The sequence below is a fragment of the Nonomuraea turcica genome (genome assembly GCF_030718205.1).
Lineage (GTDB): Bacteria > Actinomycetota > Actinomycetes > Streptosporangiales > Streptosporangiaceae > Nonomuraea.
Genome location: NZ_JAUZQF010000095.1, coordinates 1 through 907 on the forward strand (window position 1 = coordinate 1; position 907 = coordinate 907).

Annotated in this window: 1 protein-coding gene and 2 pseudogenes; 2 read left to right on the top strand and 1 reads right to left on the bottom strand. The window is 62.8% G+C overall.

Going from position 1 to position 907, the window contains the following annotated elements; translation table 11 throughout:
* Together Q9G87_RS60355 and Q9G87_RS60360 are read left to right on the top strand one after the other, a co-directional pair.
* Positions 1 to 215 (top strand): annotated as a pseudogene (locus Q9G87_RS60355) (IS630 family transposase); the annotation flags it as partial.
* A gap of 8 nt (positions 216 to 223) precedes the next feature.
* Positions 224 to 433 carry a hypothetical protein gene (locus tag Q9G87_RS60360; RefSeq protein WP_305925695.1) on the top strand — a complete coding sequence of 70 codons (210 nt, stop codon included), beginning with the start codon at positions 224 to 226 and terminating at the stop codon, positions 431 to 433.
* A gap of 164 nt (positions 434 to 597) precedes the next feature.
* Here Q9G87_RS60360 and Q9G87_RS60365 read toward each other — a convergent pair.
* Positions 598 to 907 (bottom strand): annotated as a pseudogene (locus Q9G87_RS60365) (4Fe-4S dicluster domain-containing protein); the annotation flags it as partial.

Consider the following 907-nt stretch of genomic DNA (forward strand, 5'->3'; position numbering starts at 1 on the left):
GGATCAACCAGGTCGAGCGCTGGTTCGGTTACCTGACCGACCAGCTGATCCGCCGCGGAGTGCACAAGAGCGTCCAGGCACTGGAGGACGATATCCGCGCCTGGATGGATCGCTGGAACGCCGATCCTAAGCCTTTCGTGTGGACCAAGACCGCCGAGGAGATCCTCGAATCCCTCGCTAAATATTGCCGACGAATTTCAGGCGGATCACACTAGGATGGAGCGTGATCGTGAAGGGGATTGCGGAGCTGGTGAATGACCCGCACGAGATCACGCGGTATCAACGGCTGCTACGCCCGTGGGTCGCCGAGCACATGGACCATGTGATCCGCATCAAGCCGACCATCGTCACCGGCATCGAACTCCTCCCAACTACCCCGGTCGAGCAAGGCCCGTCGCAGACGCCACATGAGGAACAGTCCACCGCACAGTGATCCTTAAACTCCAGGAGCACATCCGTCCAAGGGCCAGCCTCGTGCCACGGGTTCGGCGTTTCGCCCCGGCCGGATACGCTCCTCGAGCAGCTTGACCGGTGGAGGTTTCTCGTCCCATGCGGCAACGCCACGGGGCATGGCCCCGTTTGACGGCCGCTCATGGCCTACTGGGACGGGCCGACCCTAGTCCGCGCACTTGAAGATCCCAGCCACACCAGCGGGTCGTACTTGCGGTCCACCACGCGCTCCTTCATCGGGATCAGCGCGTTGTCGGTGATCTTGATGTGCTCGGGGCAGACCTCGGTACAGCACTTGGTGATGTTGCAGTAGCCCAGCCCGTGCTCCTGCTGGGCCGCCTCCTGCCGGTCCGCCACGTCATACGGGTGCATGTCCAGCTCGGCGATCCGCATGAGGAACCGGGGACCGGAGAAGTTGGTCTTGTTCTCCTCGTGGTCGCGGATCACGTGGCAGACG